We start from the raw sequence: 23,062 nt of genomic DNA, 5'->3' as shown, positions 1-23,062 counted from the left end.
TCTCGCCCGCCCGGACCGTTCCGTACGACTCTAGAGTGCTCTCATGCCCGCACGCCCGGACGAGCCCGACGCAGTGCCCCCGGACGACCCGGGGAGCGACGACGAGGCATGGGCCTCGCTCGTCGCCCGGCTCGGCGACCTCGACCCGCAGGACGAGGACTCCGCCGCGACCAGCACGTCCACGGACGCGAGGTCCACGGACGGACCGCACGTAACCTACCCCGTCGCCCCGTGGGTCTCCGACCCCCGGGTCGTGCGGCCCGCTCGGCAGGCGGGTGAACCGACCGGCCGGGACTGGGACGGCACCGGGCAGATCGACGACGCCGAAGCGGCCGTCGACGAGGCCGAGCACTTCGTGCCGCCGGACCCCGGGCCCGTGCTCGGCGGAGACCCGCTGCTGACCATGGCCTGGCTCGCGGTGGCTGTCCCGGCCCTGCTGCTCCTCGTGGTGGCCATCGCGTGGCGGTCGGCCCCTGCGGCCGTGCTGCAGGCCGCCGGGATCGTGTTCGTGCTCGGTGTCGGCGTGCTGGTCTGGCGCATGCCGCACCGCCGTGACCCGTCGGACGACGACACCGGCGCCGTCGTCTAGACCGGCGCCGGTGTCGTGGACCGGCTCTGTCCGAGCCGGGAAAGGCCCAGAGAGGTCAGGCCCGGGCGAGGTCGGCCGCGCCGACGATCCCCGCGTCGTTGCCCATGGCAGCCAGCACGATCGCCGCCTCCGGGCGGTGACCCCGCGCCGAGAGCTGCTCGGCGAACGCCTTGCGGGCCGGCGCCAGCAGCAGGTCGCCCGCTGCACCGACGCCGCCACCGATGACGATGAGCGCCGGGTCCAGGAGCGCTGCCACGGAGGCCGAGCCCTCACCGATCCAGCGGCCCAGCTCGGCCAGCAGGTCGATCGCGAGCCCGTCGCCCTCCTGGGCGGCCTTCGTCACGTCCGGACCGGTCAGCCGCGAGGCGTCCCCGCCGGCCAGCTCCAGCAGCCGCGCCGCGCGGTCGGGCTGCGCCACGACCGCCGCCTGCGCGTCACGCACCAGGGCGCTGCCCGAGGAGTACTGCTCCCAGCAGCCCTCGTGCCCGCAACCGCAGTAGTGCCCGCCGGGCACCACACGCATGTGGCCGACCTCGGCCGCCACTCCCCAGGCGCCGCGCACGAGCCTGTTGTTGACGACGATCGCCCCGCCCAGGCCCGTTCCCACGGTCAGCAGGAGCATGTCCTCGACGTCCTTGGCGGCGCCGTAGCGGAACTCGGCCCAGCCGGCCGCGTTCGCGTCGTTCTCGATGACCACGGGCACGTCGGTGCCGATCAGGGCGCGCACGTTGTCGCGCAGCGGGTAGTCGCGCCAGGCGATGTTCGGCGCGAAGAGGACCCCGGAGCGGTCGGCAGCGACGAACCCGGCCGCCGCCACGCCGATCGCACCGATGTCGTAGCCGGCGCTGAGCTCGGCGTAGACCTCGGCGATGGCGCGGTCGATGCTCCCGGCGTCGTCGGGCTGCGTGTCCCGGCGCGTCTTGGCCAGGATCGTGCCCTCCTCGTCGACCACACCCGCAGCGATCTTCGTCCCGCCGATGTCGACCCCGATGGCGTGCATGTGCGTCTGTGCTCCTCCGCGCTGGTCCGAGTGGTCGCGGCAACCGACGAGGACGCGCGCGAACCCGGACGAGGCTACCTGGACGGCCGCCCGACGCACGAGGCAGAACGTCCCGTATCCTCGCTGCAACCATCGCCCCTTCTGCCAATGGAGTCAGCATGGACGAGTTCAGTACGCCACTGCTCGTGGAGATCGATCCCGAGCGCAACCTCAACCACCTGCTCGCCGACCGTGCCACGGGCTCCCCCGACCGGGTCCTCGTCGAGCGCAAGAACGCCACCGACGGCACCTGGGAACCGCTGACCGTGCGCCAGTTCGACGCCGAGGTCGTCGCCGTGGCCAAGGGTCTTGTCGCCCGCGGGGTGCAGCCGGGCGACCGCGTCGGCATCATGTCGCGCACCCGCTACGAGTGGACGCTGCTGGACTGGGCCGTGTGGGCCGCCGGTGCGATCCCGGTGCCGCTGTACGAGACCTCCTCGGCCGAGCAGGTGCTGTGGATCCTCACCGACGCCGAGGTGTCCCTGCTCGTCGTGGAGCAGGCCGCGCACGCCGCCGTCGTCGACGAGGTCCGCTCCCAGGCCCCCACGCTGCGCGAGGTGCTGCAGATCGAGGACGGCGCGATCGCCACGCTCGTGGCCGCCGGCGCGGACGTCACCGACGAGGAGATCGCCCGCCGCCGCACGCTGGCCGGGCTCGAGGACGTCGCCACCATCATCTACACCTCGGGCACCACCGGGCGCCCCAAGGGCGTGGAGCTGACGCACGGCAACTTCGCGCTGCTGACCACCAACGCCGCCGCGAAGCTGCACGAGATCCTCGACGAGCCCGGTGCCCGCACGCTGCTGTTCATGCCGCTGGCGCACGTGTTCGCGCGGTTCATCGAGGTGCTGTGCGTCGTGGCCGGAGCCACGATGGGCCACACGCCCGACACCCGCGACCTGGTGCCGGACCTGCAGTCGTTCCGCCCGACGTTCATCCTGTCGGTGCCGCGCGTGTTCGAGAAGGTCTACAACTCGGCCGAGCAGAAGGCCGCCGCGGGTGGCAAGGGCGCCATCTTCCAGCGGGCGGCCAAGACCGCGATCGTCTACTCGCGCGCGCTCGACGACCCCTCCGGCCCGAGCCTGTGGCTGCGGCTGCAGCACAAGGTCGCCGACGTCCTCGTGCTGTCCAAGCTGCGGGCGGTGCTCGGCGGTCAGGCCAAGTGGGCGATCTCCGGCGGGGCACCGCTCGGCGAACGCCTGGGCCACTTCTACCGCGGGGTGGGCCTGGTGGTGCTGGAGGGCTACGGCCTGACCGAGACCACCGCACCGGCCACCGTGAACCTGCCCAGCCGCACCAAGATCGGCACGGTGGGCCCCGCCCTGCCGGGCACCGCGCTGCGCATCGCCGCCGACGGCGAGGTGGAGATCAAGGGCATCCAGGTCTTCCGTGGGTACCACGCCAACGCCGACGCGACGGCCGAGGCGATGGACGACGGCTGGTTCCGCACGGGCGACCTCGGCTCGCTGGACGCCGACGGGTTCCTGCGGATCACCGGCCGCAAGAAGGAGATCATCGTGACCGCCGGCGGCAAGAACGTCGCCCCGGCCGTGCTCGAGGACCGACTGCGCGGCCACCCGCTGGTCAGCCAGGTCGTCGTGGTCGGCGACCAGCGCCCGTTCATCGGCGCGCTGATCACGTTGGATCCTGAGGGTGTCCCCGGCTGGCTCTCGGCCCACGGCAAGCCCGAGATGAGCCTGGAGCAGGCCGCGAAGGACCCCGACGTGCTGGCCTCGCTCGACCGCGCCGTGGAACGGACGAACAAGGCGGTCTCGCGTGCCGAGTCGATCCGCAAGTACCGGATCCTCGAGTCCGACCTGACGATCGCCAACGGGTTCCTCACGCCCAAGCTCAGCGTGCGCCGGGCCGAGGTGCTCAAGGCGTTCGCGGCCGACGTCGACGCGATCTACGACGGGGGCAAGGACTGACGACGCACCTGCGCGGGCCTCAGAGCCTGCGCAGCCGTTCGACGAAGGTCGCCGAGGGCACCACCCACGCCCCGGTGGCCTCCACGTCGCGCGTGACCTGCTGATCGCTGGTCACCACGAGCAGGGGCCGCCCGGGCGGTTCGGCGTGCACCAGACGGCGGATGAGGTCGTCGGCGATCTCACCCACGGAGAACAGCACGCGGACCGCCCGGCCGGCCGTCGGCGGCGAGCGATGCCCCTCCTGCCCGTCGAAGCAGCAGGTGACCTCGGCGCCGGTGCGGGCGGCGAGCCGCCCCAGGGCGTCCACGAGCCCGCGTCGCTGCTCGGCCAGGGTCAGCACGGGCAGCCACGTCTTGGACACGTTGTAGCCGTCGACGACCAGGTGCGCGCGTGGCCGGGCCAGCAGCTCGTCGACCAGCCCGGGGTCCTGCGCGGTGCGGCCGCGAGAACCGGTCCAGGCGGGCGAGATCGCGGTGGTGTCGGGTGCGACCAGGTCGGCGGGCAGCCGGTCGACGGGCGGGAGCGCCAGCTCGGTGCGCAGGCCGTCGGCGGCGTCCACGATCGTGTCCAGCAGCAGACGCACCCGCACGTCGGCCAGGTCCCGGGCGGTGCGGGCCTGCGTGCGGGCCAGTGCCTGCGCGGCCCGGGCGGCCCGATGCTCGGCCTCGGCGGCGGCCCGCTCCTCACGGGCGGCCTGCAGGTCCTCCTGCGCGGCGGTCGCCAGCTCGTCGGCCCGCTGCGTGGCGGCGCGCGCCTGCGAGCGCGCACGGTCGGCGTCCGAGCGCAGCCTGCGCAGCTCACGGTGCAGGGCGGCCAGCTCCTCCTGCGCCGCGTGTGCGGCGTCGCGGGCCGCACCCAGCTCGACGCGCAGCCGGGCCTGCTCCGCCTCGGACCGCGCCAGGCGCTCGGCGGCGGCCCGCGCGGCGTCGGCGGGCGCGGGCGCGGCCGGCCCCTCGACGAGCCCGGGCCAGTGCGGGGTGTCGAGCAGCCAGGAGCCGACCGCGACGGTGAGGGCTCCGTGCTCGGCCACGGCCGCGGCGAGGCCCTCCACCGGTCCGTCCGCAGGTGCGGTCACCGGGGCAGCCTCTGCGGGGCGATCCGGGTCGGGCTCCCCCTGCTCCGGGGGCCGCAGCACGGCGGCCAGCTCGCGGTGGCCCTGCGCCCACACCCTGACGACCCGGGCCCGGAACGCCGGGTCGTGCAGCGCCGCCCAGAGCGGTCCGGCGCCGGCGAGCGCACGACGTCGGGGCGCGAACTGCCGCACCTGGCGCAGCGTGGCGGGCACCTCGACGGGTTCGAGCGTGCCGAGCACGTCTCCCGCGACCTGCACGATCGCTGCCCGCAGCGGTGCGGGCACCTCGACCTCGGGCGACCCCCCGGGTTCGGTGGTCGGCGGGAGGCTCATGGGCCCAACCCTACGGGCGGGGCCGGGTCCCGGTCGGCCTGTGGGTGGCCGCGGCTAACCTCCCTGCCATGCCGAGGGAACGCCGACTGCGACCGGTCTGGGTCGAGGAGCAGGCGTCCGCCGCGCGGGCCGGTTCCGGGGCGCAGGTCCAGCCCGACCACCGGGCGGTGCAGCCCACCCTGGACGAGGTCGGGACGCCCCTGCACGAGGTCACGTTCGTCGTGGTGGACCTCGAGACGACCGGCGGCACCCCTGCGGACTGCGAGATCACCGAGATCGGGGCGGTCAAGGTCCGCGGTGGGCAGGTGCTCGGCGAGTTCCAGACGCTCATCGACATCGGCGGTCCCGTCCCGCCGTACATCCAGGTGCTCACGGGCATCACGACCTCGATGCTCGTGGGCGCACCACGTCTGGCGGAGGTTCTGCCCAGCTTCCTGGAGTTCGCCGGCGACGCGGTGCTCGTGGCGCACAACGCCCGCTTCGACATCGGGTTCCTCAAGGTGGCAGCCGCACGCACCGGGCACCCGTGGCCCGGCAACCGTGTGGTCGACACGGTGCCGCTCGCCCGCCGCGCCGTGCTGCGCGACGAGGTGCCCAACCACAAGCTCTCGACGCTGGCTGCGCTGTTCCACGCCACGGTGACGCCCGACCACCGCGCGCTCTCGGACGCGCGCGCCACCGTCGACGTGCTGCACGCCCTGCTGGCACGCCTGGCACCCCTGGGCGTGACCCACCTGGAGGACCTGGCGACCGCCAGCGACCCGGTGCCCTCGGACGTGCGTCGCAAGCGCGGCCTGGCCGACGGCCTGCCCGACACCCCGGGTGTGTACCTGTTCCGGGGTCCCCGTGACGAGGTGCTGTACGTGGGCACGTCGACCACGTCGGTGCGGTCCAGGGTGCGCACGTACTTCACCGCCGCGGAGAAGCGCCGGCGGATGACCGAGATGGTCCGGGTCGCCACACGGGTCGACGCGGTGGCGTGCGCGACCCCGCTGGAGGCCCGGGTGCGCGAGCTGCGCCTCATCGCCGAGCACGCGCCGCGGTACAACCGGCGTTCGCGGCATCCCGAGCGCATGCCCTGGGTGCGGCTGACCAGCGAGCCCTACCCGCGGCTGTCGGTCGTGCGTGATGTGCGCGACGAGCCGGGCGCGACGTACCTGGGTCCGTTCGCCTCGACCGCCGCGGCGCGCCTGGCGGTCGAGGCGTTGCACGAGTCGTACCCCGTGCGTCAGTGCACCCGGCGGCTCCCGGCCGAGCCGGCGATCGGGGCCACGGCGTGCGTGCTCGCCGACATGGGTCGCTGCGGTGCGCCGTGCACAGGCGGGCAGGACGTGGACGCGTACGCCGAGGTGGTCGATGCGGTGCGTGACGGCATGCTCGCCGACGCGACGCCGGTGGCCCGTGCGCACGCGCACCGCATCGCCGACCTGGTCGTGCAGGAGCGGTTCGAGGAGGCCGTGACCGTGCGCGAGCGCCTCGCGGCGTACCTGCGGGGAGCCAGCCGCGCACAGCGGTTCGACCCGGTGTCCAGGGCTGCCGAGCTGGTGGCGGCGCGGCGTGACGAGGACGGCGGGTGGGAGCTGGTTCTCGTCCGCCACGGCCGGCTCGCCGGGACGGCCCGCGTGGATCGCCGCACCGACCCGATGCCGACCATCGAGACGCTGCGTATCACCGGCGAGCACGTGCCCACGCCGGTCGCACCTGCGCCGGCCGCGCACCCCGAGGAGACGGACCTGGTACTGGCCTGGCTCGACCAGCCGGGTGTGCGGCTGGTCGCCGTGTCTGCGGCGTGGACCTGCCCGGTGCGCGGCGCGCAGGGTCTGGGCGATGCCGCCTCGGCCGTCGGGGCGGTCAGGGCGGTGTCCGAACAGCCTGGCGCCGACGACCTGGACCTCGCGTGGGTCCGGGGACCGGGGGGCATGCGGCCCGGTCCCGACACCCGGCCCGGCCCGGCGTCGGTCGTCACCCCGGCACCACGCACGGCATGATGGCCGCATGCTGACCGCCATCGTGCACATCGACACCGACGCCGACCGGATCCCGGAGGTGGCCGCCGCCATCGCGGAGATCCCCGGCGTGAGCGAGGTCTACTCGGTCACCGGCGAGGTGGACCTGATCGCGATGGTGCGTGTGCGTGAGCACGAGGAGCTGGCCGACATCATCGCGGACCGGGTCAGCAAGGTCGAGGGAGTCCTGCGCACGCAGACGTACATCGCGTTCCGCGCGTACTCCCAGCACGACCTCGCGCAGGCGTTCGCGCTCGGCCTGGACGACTGAGGTCAGCCGCTGGCCAGGCGCCAGCGCTCGAGCACGTCCCGCGCTGCCCCGGTGTCCAGCGATGCCCGGGCATGGTCGACCCCTGCGGTCAGACGCTCCAGGAGCGAGCCGCTCGCGGTGCCGGGCAGGGTGCCGTCGGCCACCAGACCTGCGGCCGTGTTGAGCACGACGGTCTCGCGCACCGGGCCCCGCTCGCCGTCCAGCAGCCGGCGGGCGACGTCGGCGTTGAAGGTGGCGTCGGCGCCGCGCAGCGCGGACTGCTCGATCGGTGCGAACCCGAGGTCGCGCGTCCAGTCGACGACTTGCTCGTCGATCGCGCCGTCGCGGACCTCCCAGATGCGCGTGGGCGCGGTCGGGGCGATCTCGTCGAGGCCGTCCTCGCCGCGGAACACCAGGGCGCTCGTGCCGCGCCCGGCCAGCACACCGGCCACCAGCGGCGCCATGCGCGGGTCGGCCACGCCGATCGCCGCGGCCTGGGGCTGGGCGGGGTTGGTCAGCGGACCCAGGAAGTTGAACGCAGTGGCGATGCCCAGCTCGCGACGGGCGACGCCTGCGTGACGCATCGAGGGGTGGAACGTCGCGGCGAAGCAGAACGTGATGCCGACCTCGCCCGCCAGTGCGGCAACCCGCTCGACGGGTTGGTCGAGCCGGATGCCCAGTGCCTCGAGCACGTCGGCGGACCCCGACGAGGACGACGAGGCCCGGTTGCCGTGCTTGACGACGGTCAGCCCTGTGCCGGCGATGACGAGCGCGGACATGGTGGAGATGTTGACGGTGTGCGCGCGGTCGCCGCCGGAGCCGACGATGTCGACGGTGCGTCCCGGCACGACGAAGCGGTGCGCGTGCTCGAGCATCATGTCGGCGAGCCCGGTGAGCTCGGCGACGGTCTCCCCCTTGGCGCGCAGCGCGACCAGGAACCCGGCGACCCGGGCCGGTGAGGCATCGCCGCGCATGATCTCGCCCATGGCCCAGGCGGCGTCCGACGAGGTCAGGTCCTGACGTGCGACGAGCGAGGTCAGCAGGTCGGGCCAGGTGGTCATCGGGCGGCCGACCGCGGCCCGACCAGCGAGGCGACGGCCTGCTGCACGCCGACCGGGTCGAGCGGGCGCGCGACGACGGCGTCCGCGTTGGACCAGTGCGCGAGCCAGGCGTCCTGCGGGCGCCCGGTGAGCACGAGCACGGGCGGGCAGTCGTACACCTCGTCCTTGAGCTGGTGGCACAGGCCCATGCCGCCGACCTTGTCGGCCTCGCCGTCCAGGATGAGCAGGTCGTAGCGGGTGGAGTCCACGGCGGCGACGACCACGTCGGCCGTGGCGACCTCGTACCAGGCGATGTCCGGCTCTCCCCGTCCGAGCCGACGACCGACGGCGAGCCGCACCTGCTCGCGTGCGTCCACGTCGTCGCTGTAGAGCAGGATCCGCGGACCGGTCGCGGTGGCGTCAGCGGGCTGTGCGGGGGTGGCCGTGCTCATCGTGGGTACCTCACTCGTCGTCGACGTGCGTCCGGGGACATCGTGGCACGTGAGAGGCACAGCCTGCGCGCACCTGACCGACGGCAGGGCCGCGCGCCGGGGGGCTCCGCCCCGCGGCGTGCCAGGAGGTGCACCGCCCACCTCGGCACGGCCACGACGCGGCTACGGGACGGACACGGAACGGCAACGATCGACCGCCGATCCGGGCTCGATCGTGACGATGTGACATATCCCGTGCGCGTCATCTGGGCCTAACGGCCCATGCGCTTCACAGTTCGGCCATAATGGCGAGCGTGTCGACCGCAACGGCTGCCCCTCGCACCGCCACCCACGTGAGCGTGAACCGACCCAACCCTGTGTCGGTCGGCACGATCGTGTGGCTCGCCAGCGAGCTCATGTTCTTCGCCGCGCTCTTCGCCATGTACTTCACCCTGCGCGCAGCGGTGCCGCAGGAGTGGGCGGAGCAGACCAGCAAGCTCAACGTCACGTTCGCCGCGATCAACACCACGGTGCTGGTGCTCTCGTCGGTCACGTGCCAGATGGGCGTCTGGTCGGCCGAGCGGTTCCAGCCGGTGCGCACCGGCTCGTTGCTGCAGGTGGGCCGCTGGGGCATGAACGAGTGGATGACCATGACGTACCTCATGGGTGCGTTCTTCATCGGCGGACAGATCTACGAGTACGCGGCCCTCGTGCACGAGGGTCTGACGATCTCCTCCAGCCCGTACGGCTCGGTGTTCTACCTGACCACCGGGTTCCACGGCCTGCACGTGCTCGGCGGCCTGATCGCGTTCCTGTTCCTGCTCGGCCGTTCGTTCGCCGCCAAGCGGTTCGGTCACCACGAGGCCACCACCGCGATCGTCACGTCGTACTACTGGCACTTCGTCGACGTCGTCTGGATCGCGCTGTTCGCGGTCATCTACCTGCTGCGCTGAACGCACGCACCCCCGCACCCGTCCCGGGCCCGACGCCCCTCCCCCGACACGCGAGACGAGGACCCATCCGTGAAGGCACTCGCCGCCCGCAGGCACGACCGGCGCGCGCCGGTCGTGCTGCTCCTGCTGGCGCTGCTCGTCACCGGCGGCCTGTACGCCGTCCTGGCGCCGACGTCGGCCGACGCGGCCACCGCACCCGCCAGCGCCAGTGCCAGTGACGTCGACGCCGGCCAGAAGCTCTTCCAGGCCAACTGTGCGACCTGCCACGGCGTGAACGCCGAGGGCACCGACAGTGCACCGTCCCTCATCGGCGTGGGTGCGGCGGCCGTCGACTTCCAGGTCGGCACGGGACGCATGCCCATGCAGGCGACCGGCCCGCAGGCCCCCGTCAAGCCGGTGCAGTTCGACGACGAGCAGATCGCCCAGCTGGCGGTGTTCGTGGACAGCCTCGGTGGCGGTCCGTCGATCCCCACCGCCGACCAGGTCGACGCGAGCCAGGGCGACGTGGCCAACGGCATGGCGATCTTCCGCACCAACTGCGCCATGTGCCACAACGCCGTCGGCGCCGGCGGCGCGCTGTCCCAGGGCAAGTTCGCACCCTCGCTGCTGGAGACCTCCCCCACGCACCTGTACGAGGCCATGCTGACCGGCCCGCAGTCGATGCCCGTGTTCAACGACGCGAACATCACGCCCGAGGAGAAGCGCGACGTCATCGCCTACATCGCCGAGCAGGGCCAGCCGGCCCCCGGCGGCCTGGACCTGGGAAGCCTCGGTCCTGTCAGTGAAGGCCTGTGGGCCTGGGTCGTCGGCATGGGTCTGCTGATCGGTGCCGCCGTCTGGATCGGAGCGAAGTCCTCGTGAGCAGCCACGACCACGACAGCACGCGCGACGTCGCCGTGCACGACGGCGACGACCAGGTGCCCGCGAGGTTCACCGACCCCGGCGACAAGCCGCACCAGCTGCGGCGCGCCGACCAGGACCCGGCCGCCGACAAGCGCGCCGAACGTCAGGTCGTCACGCTGCTGACCCTGTCGATCCTCGGCACGCTCACGTTCGTGGTGGCGTACTTCGCCCTGCCCCCCGGCGAGACCGCCGCGAGCATGCGGCGCTCCAACCTGGTGCTCGGGCTGAGCCTGGCGTTCGCGCTGCTCGGCATCGGCACCGCGGCCGTGCACTGGGCCAAGTCGCTCATGAACGACCGCGAGCAGCACGAGGACCGGCACGAGCTGCGCAGCTCGGACGAGGACCGTGCGGCCGCCGTCGAGGCGCTCAAGGCCGGTGCGGCCGACTCCGGGATCGGACGGCGCGGCGTGCTCAAGGGTGCTCTCGCCTCGGCCCTCGCCCTGTTCCCGCTGACGATCGTGATCCCGCTCATCGGTAACGTCGGCGAGGACTGGGACGTCTCGAAGTTCAAGCACACGCTGTGGAAGAAGAACACCCGCCTGGCGATCGACCCCTCGGGCCGACCCATCAAGGCTGCCGACGTGACCATCGGCTCGGTGTTCCACGTCATCCCGGAGGACCTGCACGAGGCCGAGCACCCGCTGGACGAGAAGGCCAAGGCCGTCGTGCTGCTCGTACGCCTCGACCCGCGCGACCTCAAGGAGGCCGAGGACCGCAAGGACTGGTCGTACGAGGGCATCGTCGCGTACTCCAAGATCTGCACCCACGTGGGCTGCCCCGTGGCCCTCTACGAGCAGCAGACGCACCACCTGCTGTGCCCGTGCCACCAGTCGACGTTCGACGTCGCCGACGGCGCCAAGGTCGTCTTCGGCCCTGCGAAGCGCCCCCTGCCCCAGCTGCCCATCACCGTCGACGACGAGGGCTACCTGGTGGCGCAGAGCGACTTCCACGAACCGATCGGCCCGAGCTTCTGGGAGCGCCTGAAGTGACGACGACGACCCCCTCGCGCGCAGCCCGCGCCGCGGCCGGCACCGCCGACTACCTCGACCAGCGCACCGGCATCGGCACCGCGGTCAAGACCTTCGCCCGCAAGATCTTCCCCGACCACTGGTCGTTCCTGCTCGGCGAGATCGCGCTGTTCAGCTTCGTCACGCTGCTGATCTCCGGCGTGTTCCTGACGATGTTCTTCGTGCCGAGCATGGCCGAGACGCACTACGACGGCCCCTGGGCGGCGATGAACGGCGTCGAGATGTCCGAGGCGTTCGCCTCGACGCTGCGCCTGTCGTTCGAGGTGCGCGGCGGCCTGCTCATGCGGCAGATCCACCACTGGGCCGCGCTGATCTTCATGGCGGCGATCGTCACGCACATGATGCGCGTGTTCTTCACCGGTGCGTTCCGCAAGCCGCGCGAGGTCAACTGGGTCGTCGGTTTCGTGCTGCTGATCCTCGGCCTGGCCGCCGGGTTCTCCGGGTACTCGCTCCCCGACGACGTGCTCTCGGGCAACGGTCTGCGCATCACCGACGGCGTCGTGCGCGCCATCCCGATCATCGGCTCGTACATGTCGTACTTCATCTTCGGCGGGGAGTTCCCCGGCCAGGACCTGATCCCCCGCCTGTTCACCGTGCACGTGCTGCTCGTGCCCGGGCTGATCCTCGCGCTGGTCGGTCTGCACCTGTTCTTCGTGGTGCTGCACAAGCACACCCAGTACCCCGGTTCGGGCCGCTCGGACAAGAACGTGGCCGGCTTCCCGCTGTTCCCGGTGTACGTGGCGAAGGCCGGCGGCTACTTCTTCACCGTGTTCGGCGTCATCGCCCTCATGGGCGGCACCATGGCGATCAACCCGGTGTGGAACTACGGTCCGTTCGACCCCTCACCGGTGTCCGCCGGTGCGCAGCCCGACTGGTACATGCTGTTCCTCGAGGGTGCGCTGCGCCTGATGCCTGGGCAGGCCGAGTTCGTCGTGGCGGGCTTCACGGTGCCGCTCAACGTGATCATCCCGGCCATGGTGGTGCCAGGAGTCCTGTTCACCCTGCTGGCGGCCTACCCGTTCATCGAGGCGTTCGCCACCGGTGACAAGCGTGAGCACCACGTGCTCGACCGCCCGCGCAACCGCCCGTTCCGCACCGCGTTCGGCGTCTCGCTCCTGACGGCGTTCTTCATCCTGATCCTGGCCGGCTCGAACGACCTCATCGCCACGCACTTCCACCTGTCGATCAACGACATCACCTGGGCGTTCCGCGTGCTGCTGTTCGCCGCGCCGGCCTTCGCGTTCTGGATCACCAAGCGCATCTGCCTGGGCCTGCAGCGCAAGGACCGCGAGCTCGTGCTGCACGGGCACGAGACGGGTCGGATCGTGCGGTTCGCCAGCGGCGAGTACATCGAGGTGCACCGCCCCCTCGACGAGCACGAGCGCTGGCTGCGGGTGCAGCACTCCCCCGTCCGCCCGATCGAGATCGAGCCTGCCGAGGACTCCCGTGGTGTGCGGCGCAAGGGGTACCGCCTCGACGCGTTCCGGCAGCGGGTCTCGCGGGTGTTCTACGAGGACCGTGTGGAGCCGGTGACACCCGCCGAGCTCGCCGCCGCCCACGCGCACACCGCGCACGCCCCCGGTGCGGACCACGACGGGCTCCCGCCGACCGCACCGGCCCCCGCACTGACCAGCACCAACGGCGAGAGCACGCTCGTCTCGGGCGACGAGACGGACGTCGCCGCGCGGAATCGGTGACCATGCCAGACGGTTGACCCAGGAGCCGGGCCACGTGCCGCATCACGGCGCGCAGCCCGGCTCCTTCAGTTCCACGGCCGAACCCGTCGGTCGTGGACCACGCAGGAACACGACGTAGGAGAGGCACGCACGCATGGCTGACTACACACTCCCCGACCTGCCCTACGACTACGCGGCCCTCGAGCCGCACATCTCCGGCCGGATCATGGAGCTGCACCACGACAAGCACCACGCGGCCTACGTGACGGGCGCCAACACCGCCCTGGAGAAGCTGGCTGCGGCGCGCGACGCCGACGACCTGGCCGCCGTCAACCTGCACGAGAAGAACCTCGCGTTCAACCTCGGCGGGCACGTGAACCACTCGGTGTTCTGGCAGAACCTGTCCCCTGAGGGCGGCGACAAGCCGACCGGCGAGCTGGCCGCCGCGATCGACGAGTTCTTCGGCTCGTTCGAGAAGTTCCAGAAGCACTTCGCGGCCAACGCCATCGGCATCCAGGGCTCGGGTTGGTCGATCCTCGCGTGGGACTCGATCGGCGCCAAGCTCGTGATCGTGCAGCTGTACGACCAGCAGAGCAACATCGCCCTCGGCCTGGTGCCCCTGGTCGTCCTGGACATGTGGGAGCACGCCTTCTACCTCGACTACGTCAACGTCAAGGCGGACTACGTCAAGGCGTGGTGGAACATCGTCAGCTGGGCCGACGCGGCCGCCCGCTTCGAGCGCGCCCGCACCCAGACGGCCGGGCTCATCGTCCCCAGCCTCTGATCCGCACGACGAAGGCGCCGTCCCCCACACGGGGGGCGGCGCCTTCGTCGTGCGCTGCTCAGGCGTTCAGTGCGCGTGCTGCCCGCGGGAGAACTCGAAGACCCAGCCGACCAGGCCGATGACGCCGAGCGCCACCCCGATGCCGGACAGCCACCAGCCGACCGCCAGGCCGGTGAACACGATCGCGGAGGCCAACGCGATGACCAGGGGCCACCAGCTCCACGGCGAGAACACGCCCTGGTCGCCTGCGCCCTGGTCGATCTCCCCGTGCTCGTCGTCCTCCGGGCGGGCGTCGATGCGGCGCGAGAGCAGCGCGAAGTACGCGCCGATCATGCCGACCAGACCACCGGTGAGCGGGATCGCGACCGTGCCGACGGGCTCGCCGTGGCTCCAGATGCCGTAGACGAGGCCAACCGGCACGAAGAACAGCACCCCGTAGGCGAACAGCTTCGTCTCGAGCTTCACGGCCTGTCCTCTCGCGTATCCTCGGCACCGGCACCCAGGTCGTCGGTACGCACCGGCGGTTCGTCGACGATGGTCATGGTCGACTGCTCGGGCTCACCCGTTCCGTGCACCACCCGGTCGATCGCCACGGCCGTCTCACCGGTGCGCTGGGCCTCCCAGTCGAGCACGCCGGCGTCCGGTGTCACGTGGTCCATCGCGGCGACCTCAGGGTGGTGCAGGTCGAACGCGGGACGCTCGGAGCGGATGCGCGGCAGCGACGTGAAGTTGTGCCGGGGCGGCGGGCAGCTGGTGGCCCACTCCAGCGAGGCACCGTAGCCCCACGGGTCGTCGACGGTGACCTTCGGGGCGTTGCGCCAGGTCACGTACACGTTCCACAGGAACGGCAGCATGGAGGCACCGAGGATGAACGAGCCGATCGTGGAGATCTGGTTGAGCGTCGTGAAGCCGTCGGCCGGCGAGTAGTCGGCGTAGCGGCGCGGCATGCCTTCCACACCCAGCCAGTGCTGCACCAGGAACGTGGTGTGGAACCCGACGAACAGCAGCCAGAAGTGGATCTTGCCGAGCCGCTCGTCGAGCATGCGGCCGGTGAACTTCGGCCACCAGTAGTACAGCCCGGCGAAGGCCATGAACACCACGGTGCCGAACACCACGTAGTGGAAGTGCGCCACCACGAAGTACGTGTCGGAGATGTGGAAGTCGAGCGCGGGGCTCGACAGGATCACGCCGGTCAGACCGCCGAACAGGAAGGTGGTCAGGAACCCCAGGGTCCACAGCATCGGTGTCTCGAACGTGATCTTGCCGCGCCACATGGTGCCGATCCAGTTGAAGAACTTCACACCGGTGGGCACCGCGATGAGCATCGTCATGAACGAGAAGAAGGGCAGCAGCACCGAGCCGGTGACGTACATGTGGTGCGCCCACACGGTGACCGACAGCGCGGCGATGGCGATGGTGGCGTAGATGAGGCCCTTGTAGCCGAAGATCGGCTTGCGGCTGAACACCGGCAGGATCTCGGTCGCGATGCCGAAGAACGGCAGGGCGATGATGTACACCTCCGGGTGCCCGAAGAACCAGAACAGGTGCTGCCAGAGGATCGCCCCGCCGTTGTCGGGGTTGAACACCTGCGCACCGAGCCGGCGGTCGGCACCCAGCGCGAACAGCGCGGCGGCCAGCGGCGGGAACGCCATGAGCACCAGCAGGCTGGTCACCAGGGTGTTCCAGGTGAAGATCGGCATCCGGAACATCGTCATGCCCGGTGCGCGCATGGTGACGATCGTGGTGATGAAGTTGACCGCGCCGAGGATGGTGCCGAAACCACCCAGCGCCAGGCCGAACACCCACAGGTCACCGCCCACGCCCGGCGAGTACACGGTGTTCGACAGCGGCGCGTACGCGAACCAGCCGAACGAGGCCGCACCCTGCGGGGTGAGGAACCCTCCGGCGGCGATCAGGCCGCCGAAGAAGAACAGCCAGAACGCGAACATGTTCAGCCGCGGGAACGCCACGTCGGGGGCGCCGATCTGCAGCGGCATGATCACGTTGGCGAACCCGGCGAACAGGGGCGTGGCGAACAGCAGCAGCATGATCGTGCCGTGCATGGTGAACGCCTGGTTGTACTGCTCCTTGGAGGCGAACAGCTCCAGGCCGGGCTGGTACAGCTCGGCGCGGATCAGCAGGGCCAGCAGGCCACCGACCATGAACCACACGAACGACGTGATCAGGTACATGTACCCGATGGTCTTGTGGTCGGTGGAGGTGACCCACTTGATGACCGTGCGACCGAGGGTCTGACGCGAGGGCGCCAGCCCGGGGATGTGCTCGGCGACGGTCGCCATCAGTTCTCGCCCTCCTGCTGCTGCGGGTCCTGCACGTCCTGCTGCCGGCTGTACTCCAGGCCGAGCTCGCCGGTCTGGCCGGCGTCGCGCAGGTCCTGCATGTGCGCGTCGTACTCCTCCTGGGAGACGACCTTGACGTTGAAGAGCATCGAGGAGTGCTCCTCGCCGCACAGCTCGGCGCACTTGCCCAGGTAGGTGCCCTCCTCCTGGGGTGTGACCTGGAACGTGTTCGTCTTGCCGGGGATCATGTCCAGCTTGTAGAGGAACGCCGGCACCCAGAACGAGTGGATGACGTCGCGGGAGTCCAGGACGAACTCGACCCGCTGGTCGACGGGGAGCCAGATCGTGACCTGCTGGGCCAGGACCCCTGCGGAGTCACCCACGCCCTGCGCGTGCTGCCCGGTGTCGTAGACGTCGGAGTCGAGGTAGTTGACGTCCCAGCTCCACTGCTTGCCGATCACCTGCACCGTCAGGTCGGGCTCGGCGCTGGTGTCGTTGATCGCCGTCATGTCGCGTGCGGTGTAGAAGAACAGCACCCCGACCATGATGATCGGCAGGATCACGTACATGATCTCCAGGGGCACGTGGTACCGCAGCTGTACGGGCAGGACGTCGTCGTCCTTGCGCTTGCGGTAGGCCGCGACGCACCACAGGATCAGGCCCCACGTGAGCAGGCCGACCAGGAGCGCGGCGATCCACGACCCGACCCACAGGTTCGTGATGCGGCCGGTCTGGTCGGTGATCTCCGCCTCGGAGTTGCCGGGCATCCAGCCGCGGCGGACCTCGGCCGAGCAACCGGACAGCGCGACGGCGGCGACGAGCGCCAGGCCTGCCCATCGGCGGGTCAGGCGCCGGTGGCGGCGGGGGGAATCCGGGTGCACGGGGGGCCTTCCACTCGTGATCCCCGCGACGCGAGCACTCGTGCAGGCCGCGCCACCTGGGACCTTCGTCCTTCGACGGGAGCAGCGTAGCGCGCCCGAGTCCCCGATTTCCCGCCTTGACACTCACGTGCCGACACCGTGTCAGCATCGTCACATCGGTCGTGGTGCACCGCTGACGCACACCTGACCCTCAGCATGCCTGCACGCGGTGACCCCCTGACCATGACTCCGTCCGGCAGCGTCCGGCGGCGTCCGGCGGCGGCTGGCGACGACCCGCAGGGCGGCTACCGTGCGCAGGTGAGCTCGACGCCTCCCGCCGCCCCCGCCCGGCAGCCCCGTCGGATCCTCGACGCCTCGGGCCACGCACCGCTGTCCCCCGTCGCACGCGAGGCGTTCCTCGAGGCGCTCGACCAGGGCTGGGCCGACCCGCGCCGCCTGCACGCCGAGGGACGACGGGCGCGGATGCTGCTCGACGGGGCCCGCGAGGCGATGGCCGCCGTGATCGGGGTGCGCACGCAGGACATCGACCTGGCCCCCTCGCACACCGCCGCGCTGCACGGTGCGGTCCGCCAGCTCGCGCGCGGTCGGCGACGGGCAGGTCACGACGTCGTCGTGGGAGCCGTGGAGCGGGCCGCCGTGCTGCACGCCGCAGACTTCGTGACCGCCACCGACGGGACCCGGCACACCGTCGCGGTGGACCGGCACGGACGCGTGGACGCCGACGCGTTCACCGCCAGGCTCGCGGCGCCCGGTGTCGCCCTGGCGGCACTCCAGCACGCCAACGGTGAGGTCGGCACGACGCAGCCCCTGAGCCAGGTGCACGGCGCGGCCCGCACGGCCGGGGTGCCGCTGCTCGTCGACGCCGGCGCGAGCCTCGGGCACGTGGCCGTGGGCGAGCACTGGGACCTGCTGGCCGCCGACGCCGGCGACTGGGGCGGGCCCGCACCGCTGGGGGTGCTGGCCACGCGCCCGGGGGTGCGTCGCTCGCCGGACGGCCCGCAGGACGAGGACCGCTGGTTCCCCGGCGGTGTGTCCGTGCCCGCGGCACTGGCCGCCGCCGTCGCGCTGCAGTCGGCCGTCCAGGGCTCGCCCGAGGCCGATGTCCGACGCCGCGCCCTCGTGGAGCGTGTCCGCGCCAGGGTCGCGGCCGAGGTTCCCGACACGGAGGTCGTGGGCGACCCCGCCGACCGTCTGCCGCACGTCGTCACGTTCTCCTGCCTGTACGTGGACGGGGAGGCGCTCGTGGGTGCGCTCGACGCCCAGGGCTTCGCGGTGGGTTCCGGCTCGGCCTGCACGTCCAGCACCCTCGAGCCCAGCCACGTGCTGGCCGCCATGGGCGTCCTCACGCAGGGCAACGTGCGGCTCGCCCTGCCCCAGCATGTTCGGGACGAGGACGTCGAGGCGTTCCTGGACGCGCTGCCCGCAGCGGTGCGGGACGTGCGGGCGATGCTCGGCGTCGAGGATCTGTGAACGACGACGGCCCGACCCCGCGAAGGCGGGACCGGGCCGTGCGTCGACGGTGCGTCAGCTGAACGAGCCGCCGCACGCGCAGGCGCTGCCTGCGTTCGGGTTGTCGATCGTGAAGCCCTGCTTCTCGATCGTGTCGGCGAAGTCGATCGTGGCGCCCTCGAGGTACGGGACGCTCATGCGGTCCACCACGACCTCGACACCGTCGTAGTCCTTGACGGCGTCGCCGTCCAGGACCCGCTCGTCGAAGTACAGCTGGTAGATCAGGCCCGAACAGCCGCCGGGCTGCACGGCCACACGCAGGCGAAGGTCGTCGCGGCCCTCCTGCTCGAGCAGGCTGCGGATCTTGGCCCCGGCGACGTCGGTGAGGAGGACGCCGTGCGTCGCGGTCTCGGTGGTCTCGCTCATGCTCACTCCTGGTCTGCTGGACTCGGCCTGGTCTGCTGGACTCGGCTCTGACGGCACCCGCCGTCGTCATCGCCGCGGCGTCCTCGGTGCGAACGCCGGGGCCCGCCCGGTTGTTCCCGCCACCGCGACGAACCGCTCGGGGTGTCGCGCGCGGCTTGCCGGGGCGGGCCTGCGCGAACCAGGGTACGTCGCCCGTGACCCGCCCACGATCCCGCACCCGGGCCGACGGGTTGGCCGCCTCTCCGGTCAGGACGACGCTCAGCGCGACCAGGTCCGGGCCACCCGCACCGCACGTGCACGCAGCGAGCCGACAGGGTCGGCGAGCGCGACGCGGACCTCCTCGGGCGTCTCCCCCACGGCGTACGCGGCGGTGATACCGGCGGCGGAGAGCTCGCGGCGGCCGACGCTGACCTCACCGGCGAGCACCACCGTGGGCACCGCCGCCGCGAGCGCCCTGGTGGCGACCTCGGAGACGACCTTGCCGTGCAGCGACTGCCAGTCGAAGCGGCCCTCGCCGGTCACCACCACGTCGACGTCCGCCAGGGTCGCGTCGAGCCCGACGACGTCGGCGACGAGCGCCGCGCCGGGCACGAGCCGGGCACCCAGCAGCGACAGCCCGAACCCCAGCCCGCCGGCCGCACCCGCACCGGGTGCCTGGCTGAGCCGCGACACGGCGGAGGTCGTCCGCGCGGCGAGCAGGTCCGGTCGCACGGCGTCACCGAGGGCCTCGACCGCGGCGTGCGCGAACGAGGCGAGCTCACGCTCGAGCTGTTGCGCCTGCTGCGGCGTGGCGCCCTTCTGGGCGGCGAAACCCGCGCTGGCCCCCGTCAGGCCGAGCAGCGGGACGTCCACGTCGGTGGCCACGACGATCTCGACGTCCCGCAACCGCTCGCGCAGCGCACGCAGCCCGGTCAGGTCGTGCGCCCGCAGCGCACCGAGCCCGCCGCCGCCCCCGCCCAGCACCTCCTGCGGCGCCAGGCCCAGCCCGGCGAGCATGCCCGCCCCGGCGTCGTTGGTCGACGAACCGCCGAGCCCCAGCACGACCCGTCGGGCGCCGGTGTCGAGCGCCGCCTGCAGCAGCACACCGACCCCGCGACTGGTCGTGCGGCCCGGGTCACGGCGGTCGGCGGGGACCAGGGGCAGACCGATGGCCTGGGCCGTCTCGACGTAGGCGGTGCCGCTCTCGACGAGCAGCACCTCGGCCGTCACGGGTACGCCCACGGGTGAGGGCACCTGCACGGGCAGCAGCTCACCGGACAGGTGGGTGCGCAGCGCGTCCAGGAACCCCGGCCCCCCGTCCGACAGCGGGCGCAGCAGCACCTCGTCGTCCGGTGCGACGGACAGCCAGGCGTCCCGGACGGTCTGCGCGACCTGCGTGGCGCTGAGGCTGGAACCGAAGCCGTCGGGGGCGAGGAGGACGCGCACCTGGCGATCGTGGCACACGCACCGTATGAAAAGATCGACCCGTGAGCCTGACGACCCCCCTGCCCGGTGCGTTCACCGAGCCCGCGCCCTCCGCGCTGCTGCTCCTCGGGCGCGGGGTCGACCTCGCCTCCGAGCGTGGTGTGGAGTGTGTCGGCGACCTGCCTGCCCCCTCGGACCCCGACCTGGTCGAACGCGCCCGCGCGGCCCGCGCGGCCCTGGGCGAGCGGGCCTTCGTGCTGGGCCACCACTACCAGCGTGACGAGGTCATCGCGTTCGCCGACGTCACGGGCGACTCGTTCAAGCTGGCCCGAGAGGCGGCCGCCCGGCCCGAGGCGGAGTTCGTCCTCTTCTGCGGTGTGCACTTCATGGCCGAGTCGGCCGACATCCTCACCGCCGACACCCAGCAGGTCGTGCTGCCCGACCTGGCGGCCGGCTGCTCCATGGCCGACATGGCCGCGATCGACCAGGTCGAGGACGCGTGGGACGTGCTGGTGGACGCGGGCGTGGCCGACGACACCGTGCCGGTCACGTACATGAACTCCACGGCCGCCATCAAGGCGTTCACGGGTCGGCACGGCGGGACGGTGTGCACCTCGTCCAACGCGCACGTCGCGCTGCGCTGGGCGTTCGACCGGGTGGGTGGGCTCGAGGGCACCGGCAAGGTGCTGTTCATGCCCGACCAGCACCTGGGGCGCAACACCGCGGTCCGCCTGCTCGGGCTCGCGCTCGAGGACTGCGTGGTGTTCGACCCGCGCAAGCCCGGCGGCGGTCTGACCGCCCGCCAGCTCAAGGACGCCCGGATGATCCTGTGGCGGGGGCACTGCTCGGTGCACGGCCGCTTCTCCGCGCGCAACGTCGCCGACATCCGCCAGGCCGACCCTGCGGTGACGGTGCTGGTGCACCCCGAGTGCACGCACGAGGTCGTCACGGCCGCCGACATGGTGGGCTCCACCGAGTACATCATCAAGGCCCTCGACGCGGCCGCACCCGGTTCGTCGTGGGCCATCGGCACCGAGCTCAACCTGGTGCGCCGGCTCGCGAACGCACACCCCGACAAGCAGATCCACTACCTGGACTCCACGGTGTGCTTCTGCTCGACCATGAACCGCATCGACCTGCCGCACCTGGTGTGGTCGATGGAGCAGCTGGCGGCAGGCCGGGTGGTCAACCGGATCGTGGTCGACGCCGACGACGCCCACTGGGCGCGTGCGGCGCTCGACCAGATGCTGGCGCTGCCCGGCTACTGAGGTCGACGATCGCGCCCCGTGGCCGTCGCACGGGGGGTCACAGCACTAGGAGGCGACGTGAGCACAGGCAGTGCGCTCCGGGTCGGCATCTTCGTGTTCGACGGCGCCGAGGAGCTCGACGTGGTCGGCCCCTACGAGGTCCTGACGTGGTGGGCCGCCCACTCCGACCTGCACCCGGACGTGGTGACGTTCTCGGCGGACGGCAATGGGGTGCGCTGCGCCAAGGGTCTCAACCTCGTCCCCGACCTGGCCGTGGAGGACGTCGGGCCGCTGCACGTGCTGGTCTACCCGGGCGGGCAGGGCACGCGCGCACTGGCCCGTGACTCGGAGCACCTGGCGTGGGTGCGCGCCATGCGCGTCTCGACGCCGCTGGTGACCAGCGTGTGCACGGGCGCACTGGTGCTGGCCGCCGCGGGTCTGCTGGCCGGGCGCCCGGCCACGACGCACCGGGACGCCTACGACGAGCTGGCCGGGATCGACCCGAGCGTGCTGCCCGACACCGAGGCGCGGTTCGTCGACGACGGCGACGTCATCACCTCGGCCGGGGTCTCGGCGGGCATCGACATGGCGTTGCACCTGGTGGCGCGGCTGGAGTCCGTCGAGATGGCACGGCGGGTGCGGCGCGGCATCCAGTACGACCCGGCACCTCCGGTCTGACCGGCCGCGCACGCGTCACCGCGGCGATCGGCGCCAGCAGTTCCCACGGGACGTACCCGTGAGTAACCTCGCCGCGTGACCCGGACGCTGCAGCTTGCCTACACCACGTTCCGACCGCGGCCCGCCGTGCCCGGCCAGACGGTGCTCTCGCCCTCCGTGACCCGCATGCGCGTGCACGTGGGCGACCTGGACCTGTACCGCCACGTCAACAACGGCACCTACCTGCAGATGATGGACGTGGGCCGCAGCAACTTCCTGGCGGACCTGGGCGCGTTCGAGCTGCTCAACGCCCGCGGGTGGTACCCCGTCGTGGCCGCCTCCACCGTCAAGTACCGCCGCTCGCTCACGCTGGGTCAGCGGTTCGAGCTGACCACCCGGCTGCTCGGCTGGGACGAGCGCGTCGCCTACCTCGAGCAGTCGTTCACGCACGCCGGGCACCACGTGGCCCGGGGCGTGGTCGCCGGGCGGTTCCTCGGGCGGGACGGCTCACGTGTGCCGGCGCCGGAGGTCGTCGCGCTGATGACGGGTGGCGAGATCGACAGCCCGCCGCTGCCCGAGGACGTCGCCGCCTGGGCGCGTGCCGTGGACGTCGCCGCGCGCTGAGGATCGCCGGGTGGGCCGACCCTCAGCGCGACGGCGACGGAC

Annotated in this window: 22 protein-coding genes; 13 read left to right on the top strand and 9 right to left on the bottom strand. The window is 72.0% G+C overall.

The window, feature by feature from the left end:
• Positions 1-43 precede the first annotated feature (43 nt).
• Positions 44-589 carry a hypothetical protein gene (locus tag ACTHAM_RS06570; RefSeq protein ID WP_440685579.1) on the top strand — a complete coding sequence of 182 codons (546 nt, stop codon included), beginning with the start codon at positions 44-46 and terminating at the stop codon, positions 587-589.
• Between the two features lie 55 nt (positions 590-644).
• Here ACTHAM_RS06570 and ACTHAM_RS06565 read toward each other — a convergent pair whose 3' ends face one another.
• Entirely contained in the window at positions 645-1,589 is a 945-nt protein-coding gene (locus ACTHAM_RS06565) for an ROK family glucokinase (RefSeq protein WP_440685577.1), read from the bottom strand.
• A 158-nt stretch (positions 1,590-1,747) separates the two neighbouring features.
• Here ACTHAM_RS06565 and ACTHAM_RS06560 point away from each other — a divergent pair, with 158 nt between their 5' ends.
• Positions 1,748-3,556, top strand: a complete 1,809-nt coding sequence (locus ACTHAM_RS06560) for an AMP-dependent synthetase/ligase (RefSeq protein WP_440685575.1) — start codon at positions 1,748-1,750, stop codon at positions 3,554-3,556.
• A gap of 19 nt (positions 3,557-3,575) precedes the next feature.
• Here the strand turns inward: ACTHAM_RS06560 and ACTHAM_RS06555 are convergent, their stop codons facing one another.
• Entirely contained in the window at positions 3,576-4,961 is a 1,386-nt protein-coding gene (locus tag ACTHAM_RS06555; protein ID WP_440685573.1) for an NYN domain-containing protein, read from the bottom strand.
• A gap of 68 nt (positions 4,962-5,029) precedes the next feature.
• On the opposite strand from ACTHAM_RS06555, the gene ACTHAM_RS06550 reads away from it, so the two are divergent.
• Together ACTHAM_RS06550 and ACTHAM_RS06545 are read left to right on the top strand one after the other, a co-directional pair.
• Entirely contained in the window at positions 5,030-6,949 is a 1,920-nt protein-coding gene (locus tag ACTHAM_RS06550) for a DEDD exonuclease domain-containing protein (protein ID WP_440685571.1), read from the top strand.
• 7 nt (positions 6,950-6,956) lie between these two features.
• The gene (locus ACTHAM_RS06545; protein ID WP_440685569.1) at positions 6,957-7,238 is read left to right on the top strand and encodes an Lrp/AsnC family transcriptional regulator; all 282 of its coding nucleotides are present in this window, start codon (positions 6,957-6,959) and stop codon (positions 7,236-7,238) included.
• A gap of 2 nt (positions 7,239-7,240) precedes the next feature.
• On the opposite strand, the gene trpD is transcribed toward ACTHAM_RS06545, so the two are convergent.
• Together trpD and ACTHAM_RS06535 are read right to left on the bottom strand one after the other, a co-directional pair.
• Positions 7,241-8,278 carry an anthranilate phosphoribosyltransferase gene (gene trpD / locus ACTHAM_RS06540; RefSeq protein WP_440685567.1) on the bottom strand — a complete coding sequence of 346 codons (1,038 nt, stop codon included), beginning with the start codon at positions 8,276-8,278 and terminating at the stop codon, positions 7,241-7,243.
• Positions 8,275-8,709: a hypothetical protein gene (locus ACTHAM_RS06535; protein WP_440685565.1), complete on the bottom strand. Its 435-nt coding sequence runs from the start codon at positions 8,707-8,709 to the stop codon at positions 8,275-8,277. The genes trpD and ACTHAM_RS06535 overlap by 4 nt, the downstream gene beginning before the upstream one ends.
• A gap of 284 nt (positions 8,710-8,993) precedes the next feature.
• Here ACTHAM_RS06535 and ctaE point away from each other — a divergent pair, with 284 nt between their 5' ends.
• From ctaE to ACTHAM_RS06510, 5 genes are all read left to right on the top strand, one after another.
• Positions 8,994-9,641, top strand: coding sequence for an aa3-type cytochrome oxidase subunit III (ctaE, locus tag ACTHAM_RS06530; protein WP_440685563.1), 648 nt, complete (start codon positions 8,994-8,996; stop codon positions 9,639-9,641).
• A 69-nt stretch (positions 9,642-9,710) separates the two neighbouring features.
• Positions 9,711-10,502, top strand: a complete 792-nt coding sequence (gene qcrC / locus ACTHAM_RS06525) for a cytochrome bc1 complex diheme cytochrome c subunit (RefSeq protein WP_440685561.1) — start codon at positions 9,711-9,713, stop codon at positions 10,500-10,502.
• Positions 10,499-11,533 carry a cytochrome bc1 complex Rieske iron-sulfur subunit gene (gene qcrA / locus ACTHAM_RS06520; protein WP_440685559.1) on the top strand — a complete coding sequence of 345 codons (1,035 nt, stop codon included), beginning with the start codon at positions 10,499-10,501 and terminating at the stop codon, positions 11,531-11,533. Before qcrC ends, qcrA begins: the two co-directional genes overlap by 4 nt.
• Complete coding sequence (gene qcrB / locus ACTHAM_RS06515) at positions 11,530-13,269, top strand: cytochrome bc1 complex cytochrome b subunit (RefSeq protein ID WP_440685557.1); 1,740 nt, start codon at positions 11,530-11,532, stop codon at positions 13,267-13,269. Before qcrA ends, qcrB begins: the two co-directional genes overlap by 4 nt.
• A 133-nt stretch (positions 13,270-13,402) precedes the next feature.
• Positions 13,403-14,032 carry a superoxide dismutase gene (locus ACTHAM_RS06510; RefSeq protein WP_440685555.1) on the top strand — a complete coding sequence of 210 codons (630 nt, stop codon included), beginning with the start codon at positions 13,403-13,405 and terminating at the stop codon, positions 14,030-14,032.
• Positions 14,033-14,098: 66 nt separating this feature from the next.
• Here the strand turns inward: ACTHAM_RS06510 and ACTHAM_RS06505 are convergent, their stop codons facing one another.
• The 3 genes from ACTHAM_RS06505 to ctaC are packed head-to-tail and all read right to left on the bottom strand — an operon-like array spanning position 14,099 to position 17,213.
• The gene (locus tag ACTHAM_RS06505) at positions 14,099-14,497 is read right to left on the bottom strand and encodes a cytochrome c oxidase subunit 4 (protein ID WP_440685553.1); all 399 of its coding nucleotides are present in this window, start codon (positions 14,495-14,497) and stop codon (positions 14,099-14,101) included.
• Positions 14,494-16,332: an aa3-type cytochrome oxidase subunit I gene (gene ctaD, locus ACTHAM_RS06500; protein WP_440685551.1), complete on the bottom strand. Its 1,839-nt coding sequence runs from the start codon at positions 16,330-16,332 to the stop codon at positions 14,494-14,496. The genes ACTHAM_RS06505 and ctaD overlap by 4 nt, the downstream gene beginning before the upstream one ends.
• Positions 16,332-17,213: an aa3-type cytochrome oxidase subunit II gene (gene ctaC, locus ACTHAM_RS06495; RefSeq protein ID WP_440685549.1), complete on the bottom strand. Its 882-nt coding sequence runs from the start codon at positions 17,211-17,213 to the stop codon at positions 16,332-16,334. Before ctaC ends, ctaD begins: the two co-directional genes overlap by 1 nt.
• A 297-nt stretch (positions 17,214-17,510) precedes the next feature.
• Between ctaC and ACTHAM_RS06490 the strand changes: the two genes are divergently transcribed.
• Positions 17,511-18,683 carry a cysteine desulfurase family protein gene (locus tag ACTHAM_RS06490; protein ID WP_440685547.1) on the top strand — a complete coding sequence of 391 codons (1,173 nt, stop codon included), beginning with the start codon at positions 17,511-17,513 and terminating at the stop codon, positions 18,681-18,683.
• Between the two features lie 54 nt (positions 18,684-18,737).
• Here the strand turns inward: ACTHAM_RS06490 and erpA are convergent, their stop codons facing one another.
• Together erpA and ACTHAM_RS06480 are read right to left on the bottom strand one after the other, a co-directional pair.
• Positions 18,738-19,088, bottom strand: a complete 351-nt coding sequence (erpA, locus tag ACTHAM_RS06485; RefSeq protein WP_440685545.1) for an iron-sulfur cluster insertion protein ErpA — start codon at positions 19,086-19,088, stop codon at positions 18,738-18,740.
• A gap of 258 nt (positions 19,089-19,346) precedes the next feature.
• Positions 19,347-20,513, bottom strand: a complete 1,167-nt coding sequence (locus tag ACTHAM_RS06480) for a glycerate kinase family protein (protein WP_440685543.1) — start codon at positions 20,511-20,513, stop codon at positions 19,347-19,349.
• A 41-nt stretch (positions 20,514-20,554) separates the two neighbouring features.
• On the opposite strand from ACTHAM_RS06480, the gene nadA reads away from it, so the two are divergent.
• From nadA to ACTHAM_RS06465, 3 genes are all read left to right on the top strand, one after another.
• The gene (gene nadA / locus ACTHAM_RS06475) at positions 20,555-21,760 is read left to right on the top strand and encodes a quinolinate synthase NadA (protein ID WP_440685541.1); all 1,206 of its coding nucleotides are present in this window, start codon (positions 20,555-20,557) and stop codon (positions 21,758-21,760) included.
• A 57-nt stretch (positions 21,761-21,817) separates the two neighbouring features.
• A complete protein-coding gene (locus tag ACTHAM_RS06470; protein ID WP_440685539.1) occupies positions 21,818-22,417 on the top strand; it encodes a DJ-1/PfpI family protein in 600 nt (199 codons plus the stop codon).
• 75 nt (positions 22,418-22,492) lie between these two features.
• Positions 22,493-23,020, top strand: coding sequence for a thioesterase family protein (locus ACTHAM_RS06465; protein WP_440685537.1), 528 nt, complete (start codon positions 22,493-22,495; stop codon positions 23,018-23,020).
• Positions 23,021-23,062: the final 42 nt, after the last annotated feature.

This window comes from Cellulomonas soli, assembly GCF_052036975.1.
GTDB classification, from domain to species: domain Bacteria; phylum Actinomycetota; class Actinomycetes; order Actinomycetales; family Cellulomonadaceae; genus Cellulomonas; species Cellulomonas soli_A.
Note: the sequence above shows the minus strand (reverse complement) of the source record. Positions and strands in the feature narration are given on the sequence as shown.

What these genes read in the sequence shown, in the direction of transcription:
- ACTHAM_RS06570 (WP_440685579.1), top strand. Translation starts at nt 44, where the DNA reads ATGCCCGCACGCCCGGACGAGCCCGACGCAGTGCCCCCGGACGACCCG.
- ACTHAM_RS06550 (WP_440685571.1), top strand. Translation starts at nt 5,030, where the DNA reads ATGCCGAGGGAACGCCGACTGCGACCGGTCTGGGTCGAGGAGCAGGCG.
- ACTHAM_RS06565 (WP_440685577.1), bottom strand. Translation starts at nt 1,589, where the DNA reads ATGCACGCCATCGGGGTCGACATCGGCGGGACGAAGATCGCTGCGGGT.
- ACTHAM_RS06560 (WP_440685575.1), top strand. Translation starts at nt 1,748, where the DNA reads ATGGACGAGTTCAGTACGCCACTGCTCGTGGAGATCGATCCCGAGCGC.
- erpA (WP_440685545.1), bottom strand. Translation starts at nt 19,088, where the DNA reads ATGAGCGAGACCACCGAGACCGCGACGCACGGCGTCCTCCTCACCGAC.
- ACTHAM_RS06545 (WP_440685569.1), top strand. Translation starts at nt 6,957, where the DNA reads ATGCTGACCGCCATCGTGCACATCGACACCGACGCCGACCGGATCCCG.
- ctaD (WP_440685551.1), bottom strand. Translation starts at nt 16,332, where the DNA reads ATGGCGACCGTCGCCGAGCACATCCCCGGGCTGGCGCCCTCGCGTCAG.
- ctaE (WP_440685563.1), top strand. Translation starts at nt 8,994, where the DNA reads ATGGCGAGCGTGTCGACCGCAACGGCTGCCCCTCGCACCGCCACCCAC.
- trpD (WP_440685567.1), bottom strand. Translation starts at nt 8,278, where the DNA reads ATGACCACCTGGCCCGACCTGCTGACCTCGCTCGTCGCACGTCAGGAC.
- ACTHAM_RS06510 (WP_440685555.1), top strand. Translation starts at nt 13,403, where the DNA reads ATGGCTGACTACACACTCCCCGACCTGCCCTACGACTACGCGGCCCTC.
- ACTHAM_RS06555 (WP_440685573.1), bottom strand. Translation starts at nt 4,961, where the DNA reads ATGAGCCTCCCGCCGACCACCGAACCCGGGGGGTCGCCCGAGGTCGAG.
- ACTHAM_RS06535 (WP_440685565.1), bottom strand. Translation starts at nt 8,709, where the DNA reads ATGAGCACGGCCACCCCCGCACAGCCCGCTGACGCCACCGCGACCGGT.